General features: G+C 35.0%; 3 protein-coding genes and 1 pseudogene. 3 read left to right on the top strand and 1 reads right to left on the bottom strand.

Annotation, left to right across the window (positions count from 1 at the left end):
- Positions 1 to 875 precede the first annotated feature (875 nt).
- From ACFIMW_RS08515 to ACFIMW_RS08505, 3 genes and pseudogenes are all read left to right on the top strand, one after another.
- A pseudogene (locus ACFIMW_RS08515) lies at positions 876 to 1,280 on the top strand (hypothetical protein).
- A 607-nt stretch (positions 1,281 to 1,887) separates the two neighbouring features.
- Entirely contained in the window at positions 1,888 to 3,252 is a 1,365-nt protein-coding gene (locus ACFIMW_RS08510; protein ID WP_375607520.1) for an MFS transporter, read from the top strand.
- 1,387 nt (positions 3,253 to 4,639) lie between these two features.
- A complete protein-coding gene (locus tag ACFIMW_RS08505; RefSeq protein ID WP_375608790.1) occupies positions 4,640 to 5,572 on the top strand; it encodes an abortive infection family protein in 933 nt (310 codons plus the stop codon).
- 1,406 nt (positions 5,573 to 6,978) lie between these two features.
- On the opposite strand, the gene ACFIMW_RS08500 is transcribed toward ACFIMW_RS08505, so the two are convergent.
- The coding region (locus tag ACFIMW_RS08500; RefSeq protein ID WP_375608789.1) for a hypothetical protein at positions 6,979 to 7,190 on the bottom strand (212 nt) is incomplete at its 5' end.

Below are 7,190 nucleotides of genomic sequence, written 5' to 3'. Positions count from 1 at the left end.
AGTGTTTTTGGCTATTATGGTTATAGAAGCCGTAAAGACACTTTCATGCTTTAAAACGTCTACCTTTAAAGCAAATATATAAAAAGCTGCACTATGCGTGCAGCTTTTTTGCAAAATTTTCTTGATTTTTCATGCTTTTCAACACAACAAGAATTTTCGAAATCTACGTGAATCTTTTATAATCGTGAGAGACAAGATTCAAAATAAAAGATTTTTTTCAATAATTCTATTTTTTTATGTTTTTCCTTTAAAAAACTTCTTAAATGAAGTGTTGACTCCATCGATTATATATATGCCGTTACAGCATAACAAATATGCGGCTATTGCTCTATTTTTTCCATTCAAGCCAAACAAATTTCGCAGAAAAATATTCCTCTACGATCAACAACTTTTCTCAATATGGAAACCATTTTACATCTCATGTAAGAGGGAGCATTATGCGGTTAACATTTCATCCACACACAATATGAGAGAATAAGTTGAATTCTCTGATACAAAGGGAATACTAACCTACCCAATTATCTATTCTCAACAAAGCAACACTCTCACCACTTCAATACCAGTATTTTAGTTTGAGGATATGAATACATATTTACATTCTAGATTAAATGTATCAAATAAATAATGAACATAAAATCTATCAATAAACAATGGCTTAACTTTACATGCTTCAAACAAAGGACAAAATTCTATAATCATGCGTTATTAATTCTTTTGTAAATATTTTTATCAGATATCAAAAATCGTACCATTGCTTTCAATACAAGAAACCGACATAAAAAATTTCATATTGAATTACCAAAATAGTCTTTTACAAATTGCGATATTATAGCAAAAACTTCATTGGCTAATTATATGAAAAAATAAAATAGAAAATGCACTTTAATAAATATAAAGCAAATCGTTTTATAAAAGAATATGTAAAAAACCATAAATCACCTTATGATCATGTATTTGTGATTCAGATATTGAGTTCAGTTTTGCACAATCGTTTGAAAAAAAACGATGAGATTAAAGTTTATGCGCAACTGCCTAAATGGTTTAAAATTGATACACCTCTTGGATCATATACTCCCAATTAGGCTGTATTATTCGAGCAAGATGGGCAAGAAAAACTGTATTTTGTTGTGGAAAGCAAAGGAAGTATTTTCGAAGACATCTTGCGCGATCTGGAAAAAGCAAAACTCTATTGCGGTCATGAACATTTCAAAGCTTTAGAAGAAAATACCCAATATATTGTTTCTGATAATTATGAAACTTTTATCAATCAAGCAATTTAAAAATATACCATAACAACTTGAAAAAATGTTTGGGTTATGGAAACAACCCTCCCTTGTTGTTTATAAAATGCAACTTTTTCCTACTCTATAATTTTCAAACTCTTCCTTATAACCGATTTTAATTTTTATTAAACAATCAAGAGATTGTCGAACATTTTTCAGAAAGGGCAGCATATTTAATAAAAGAAAATTATAAACTATTGAAAATACATTTGACACCCAAATAATCATTTAATCATAAAAAATGATATATAAACAAACATTGGACTTTTAAGTCAATAATTTGATTTATAAAGATTTTAACATTTTCCATGTTAAATAATAAATGCAAATGGAGCAGGCATGCACGTCTAGGTTCTGCTTTTGCTCTCATACAGATTGAATTGACAGCGAATAGACTCCTCGATAAACTCATTGACATCAGCTTAACTGATGGCTTAATTCTAGAGAAAAAGGCGGGTTATACACAAGGGGACCATCAGCACTTCCAATCACATTCATTCCAATATCAAAATTGCAGATATCACAAATGCGTGTTCATTCTTAGAGCTCTGTAATTTATGACGCAGGCCCCATATCTAAAATAATATCTGTAGGGAGCATGATCATGCAAAAGGTAGATTCCTATACCAAATCAGAAAAATATGTCATATATACCGTCATTATTTCCAGCATACTTCCTCTACTAGACGGGAGCATTGTCAATGTCATCCTTCCTGACCTTGCGCGTTATTTTTCCGTGGAAGGAAATAATATACAATGGGTTGTCACGTCCTATTTTCTAGCCACCGTTCCAGGGCTGCTAATGGCCGCTTTTGTGCAAGGAAGAATAGGTATAAAAAGAACTTGGCTCCTTGCAAGCTTCATTTTTATGCTTGGCTCACTGGGGGTAGGATTAAGCTATAATTTTCCAACCATTATATCTGCCCGTATTATTCAAGGATTCGGGACAGGCCTTTTGCTGCCCCTTAGCCAAACCATTATTGCGTTACAATTTGGGCAGACACGAGTGCGCCAAGCCATGGGCACCATAGCCGTACCAACGGTTTTTGCTCCTGCCTTTGGACCGCTTGTAGGAGCTTCATTTGCTCAGTATGTGTCTTGGCGTTTGTTATTTTTTATTAATATTCCGCTTATTTTATTGGCACTCACCCTTGGAGCAAAACATTTAAAGAGCAACGAAACAACAAAAACAAAATTTAACTTATTTGCATTTTTAGCATTTTCTATATCGCTTCTCTCGTTTTTTTACCTCACAGAAGCCAGAAATATAAATAACCACAACGCCCTCTTTATCCTAGCACTTATAGCAGTGATATCTCTCATATTATTCATTGTTTCTAATCAGAAAGCAAAAAACAAATTAATCGTCTTTAGCGGATTTAAAAATGCGCGCTATACATTGCTCATGATCATGGGGCTTGTTGCTTCATTTCTTTTTTATAGTTTCCTCGTTTATTTCCCACTAGCCATTGCCATGGAACAAGCCCATGAAAATAGCCTTCTCATCATCGGTGCAGTCCTAGCTCTGCAAGGAGTGGGTGCATGGATTGGAAGGAAATTTATTTACCAAAAGTGGAAAGAAAAATCTCCCTTTTTCATGATAGGAATTGGTTTGGTGATATCAAGCTTTGGGTTATTATGCTTCGGCTATAATATAAGCATGGATGGACTTGGATTCTTGCTAAGAGGCGTAGGGCTTGGCATCGCCACCATTGTATGTTTGTCTGCTCCCATCCAATATGTCAACAGTTTATACGTCAAAGATACAGCCGTTATCACACGCATATTACAGCAAATAGGTGGAGCCTTAGGGGGTGTATTTGCTGGCTTTCTGCTACATTCGTTAACAGAGCAACGCCTTTCCTTAAGTCAAACATATCTCATATTCTTCCTCTTCTCTATCGCTGCATTTTTACTGTTTTGCCTAGCCCTCTTCTTATCGCCTCAAGAGAAAAATTCCGATTTATGATATGCTTTTGTATGAACGCCCTATCAATAACATTTGCAACGGTGTATAAAATTATACAGCCTTTACCACTGTTAAGGAATACCAATGCGCTAGAACCTTTGCCCCAGCCTTCATCATTCTATAAAAGAGCGTTAAACCGACAAGCTCCTTAAACTCTGAAATCGGACACCTCTAGTAGCATACATGTTGTTTGTAATTTTATGATTTTTTTGATGCTATGAGACACCTCTAAAAACCTATTGAAATATGCGATTTTCTGAATAGTATCTTTGGAGGTGTCCACAGAGGACAACATGATTTTCTATCCAAGATCCCATCACTAACAAACGCCCCTACAACACCAGTATAGAATACGCCGCCCAGCCCCCAATGCTGATCATTTTTCACGACGCATCGCGGTGTGGAAAATCGCACCGCACTTTCAAACCAAGTTATTTCATTCACCCTATATCACACTTCTTTGATCACTATGGTTTGGTAATTGCAACGGGATTAAGTGAATAAAGCAACAAAAACAGCTGGTAAAACAGCATCTTCTCTCTATTTTGTTGTTAACTGTTATAACAAATCTCCCCCGCTTTAAGAACAAAGGCTTTCCTCTTTGAGGGAGAAGTTTTTAAAACATTGAAAATCGTAATATACAATGACATACGGGAAACCATCTTTAAAAAAATTGTTTTTTTGATTTTTACAGTGTGCTTTTAGATTTCCCTACCTTTAAATTTTTCTTGTAAGTTTTACGGCAAAAAAAGCTTTTCAGAGCTTTTTTACACCTAATTTCATTGCTTAAAGCTCCCTTACAGAGACGATAACTGTTTATATTTCTTCTTTAGCAAGTATGCAAGATTAACAGCGGATATCATAAAATAGCATTTTTAGTGAAAGCAATAAACTTGACGAGATAAACGAGATTGCTAAACTTCTCTCTTGTCCCACTTGAGCTCTTTACTGGTTATGCGAATAAAGCGCCCCATCTGCTCTTTTTGACAAGCAAAGAACACACGCAACATTTTTTTCTAACATACTATTGTTGAAATTCTTGTCACAAAACCTTCCGTTCAGGGATTATGCGCATTGCCTGCTTCCTTCTCTCCAATAAACAATCTGCCAATAAAGAATGCTATTGCAGTTACGATAATACAAAATTATACTTCTGTTCTCATTCTATATTTTTCGAATTATCACACATTATTCACCCCCCCTTCACTGCTTCACTGCTATAACAATGAAAGGAGAAAAAAATTAAAACACAATATGGCATTTCCCTTTCAAAAATCTTATATAAGCCACAAAATTGTTGCGCGACTTTCTATGCAAGGTCAAGCCAATAAAATCATACTCTAAAAACCACTCCACACACCACTTTTTGATATTATAAAGCCATAAAATGCAATTATCATCCCCGCAAAAAATATCTCAAAAAAACAAAATTCCTCCTGCAATCATTGGACTACTTCCTCCAATGTTTGCGTACCATTATACGCATAACGAGTTAGATGAATTGTTTATTGCATCATTTGCTCCTTCTGAAATTCCAGAAGGTACAAAAATCCAAAAAGTTAAAGTGTGGCTACGTGCAATCAATTCTCAATGCGAAGAACCACTTGAAGTCCTTGGTAACCTGCTTAGTGATTTTATGGAAAAAGAATATTATGATCCAGACCCTACCGGATTGAATTCATCGTTATACAAAAAAACTCTACAGTTAAAAGAAGATCAACGTAAAGTTTTAGAAACGTTAAAGAAAGATAGATTAGAATATCAGCGTGGAGGATATATTATCAAGAAGGAGCTGACCTCCACACAAGAATTGCAAAAAGCTGGTCTCCTCTCTACAGAAGAGCTACAAAAACGTATTACAGAGAAAGGACTTTCAGCAGTAGAAATCGAAATAAAAAGGGCATTAGAAAATATAGAAAAAGATCCAAAGGAGGCGGTTCTATTTGCAGCAAATCTATTGGAAGCTTCTTGCAAAGCTTATCTCGACCACCATTCTATCTCATATGAAGAAAACGCCCGTAATACGCTGCCCGTTTTATGGAAACAAGTCGTTAAGAAAGCTAAGATCCATCCCGAAGATATGAAGAAAGAAAACTTAAAAAATCAAGATCTAGATGAAAATGACTTAAAAATGATCGCATCCGGTCTGTATCAAATTGTAGATGGTACTATGAGTTTAAGAAACAAGAAAAGTGCAGCGCACGGCCGCTCAGAAAAGGATTTTAAACTAATCAATCTCAAACCTCACCATGCGCATTTAACTTTTAATGCCGCCCATTCTCTCTCAATGTATATCTTAGAGCTCATGGATCAGCCATAATTAAAAAACTTTAGAAAAAACATATCACAACTACCAGCATTTTCTCATGCCATTTTTAATGCCTAAAAAGCATTAAAGGGGGGCTGCTGCTACCCTACAAAACCAAATATTTCTATAGCATGACAACATGAGTAGTCACAGCACCCTATGGTTCTCCTCTTCCCCACTTTTCTAGGCTCCGCTTCTAAAGTCCGTGGGAAATTTCTGTAAATGCAAAAGGCACCCTTAAAGACAGCGAATGAGGATGGTGCGAAAGTATTGCCTTGATTATTTTTTTAAGAACAAACTAGCTGGTGTACTATTTTTGGAAAGCTCTCGTGAAGAAATATTATGATAGAGAAGCTAGTCGTTATGATAAAAATACAGTTCTGACTCTGTAAAGAGAGAAAATCTGAGTTTAGATTTAATCCCTGAAAAGCCTTTATGCGCGTAAATTAGATACCTATACGTTCTTCTCCTACCCTACATAATTTTATAATAAGATAGCTCGTATAAAAAATAGCACTATTCTTACTACTATAGCCAAGATTAATGGTGACATTAATGATCTTTATGATCACATTCAAGTCAATTCAAGTTCTAAAAATGATGAATTAATTGTCTCTGTTTTTTATCCTGAAGATGCACCATTACTTGAACACGCCACAGGTGATGTTGTTCATATTGCATATGATCAATCATGCGATTGTGGCTATCATAGCCATACCTTACACCTGAAAGGAAGAACAGCAATTTTTTATAATATTATGGGAACTTCAATTTCTGTACACGATTTTACAAATGTCTTCAATCTTCAAGGTTGCACTCTTTTGGCTACAGATATTCAACTCATTATAGTCAATCAATTTGAGAACGATGTTGGCGTTTTATTGTTTATTGATTCACGTTACGATATTGAAAGAAATATCCTTTTCTCATCGCTCTCATCCTCTTATCTGATAAAAGACATTATCAATCAATACAATTTTTCCATGTTTGCTTTATGCAGAAATCTCAAATTATTCGCTCCTCAAGCTCAGAAAAAATAAAATCCTTTTTTCAAACGTCTGAATATCCTATAGAGCTTGATGGTGATTTAGTATAAATTAAATAAGATAAGATTATAAACTTCATCGATAAGTTCTTCATTATCACTGGAACCTTAATCACTGGAACCTTATACGTTTTTTTCCTTGCTCTTAGAGCAATAAGCTCTTTCCATAAAAGATTTTGCATAAGCTAACACACGACCTTTAAAGTAATTTTCACAAAAGTGTATTTAAGGTAGGGTAAGAAATCATCTGATTTGTACCTCATTGTACTGAGGCTAGAGATACTAGCTTTGGAACGGTGTGGAATAAGAAGCACATGAGATACAAGAACGCCCTTATTTTTTCTAGTAGACATATAATTTTGTGCTCTGAAGATTATCCAATCTTCTCTTTAAGACTTAAGAGCCCCCTCCCCTCGGTATAGCCTTCTCTATAGCTTATAAAACCCAATATTCCTATAACGGGATAAAATTTAGTGATCACGTACTCTATGGCCTTCCCCTTACCACTTGCCAGCTTCCGTTCAAACATCAAGACCAATGGCTGCAAAAGCAAAAAGCTGCCCCTTTTTTTCTCACGGCATACTT

The sequence above is a fragment of the Bartonella sp. AC329YNZD genome (genome assembly GCF_042196685.1).
Taxonomy (GTDB): Bacteria; Pseudomonadota; Alphaproteobacteria; order Rhizobiales; family Rhizobiaceae; genus Bartonella.
Note: the sequence above shows the minus strand (reverse complement) of the source record. Positions and strands in the feature narration are given on the sequence as shown.

Bases quoted from the DNA above. Each gene is read 5' to 3' on its own strand.
- ACFIMW_RS08510 (WP_375607520.1), top strand. From the start codon at position 1,888: ATGCAAAAGGTAGATTCCTATACCAAATCAGAAAAATATGTCATATAT.
- ACFIMW_RS08505 (WP_375608790.1), top strand. From the start codon at position 4,640: ATGCAATTATCATCCCCGCAAAAAATATCTCAAAAAAACAAAATTCCT.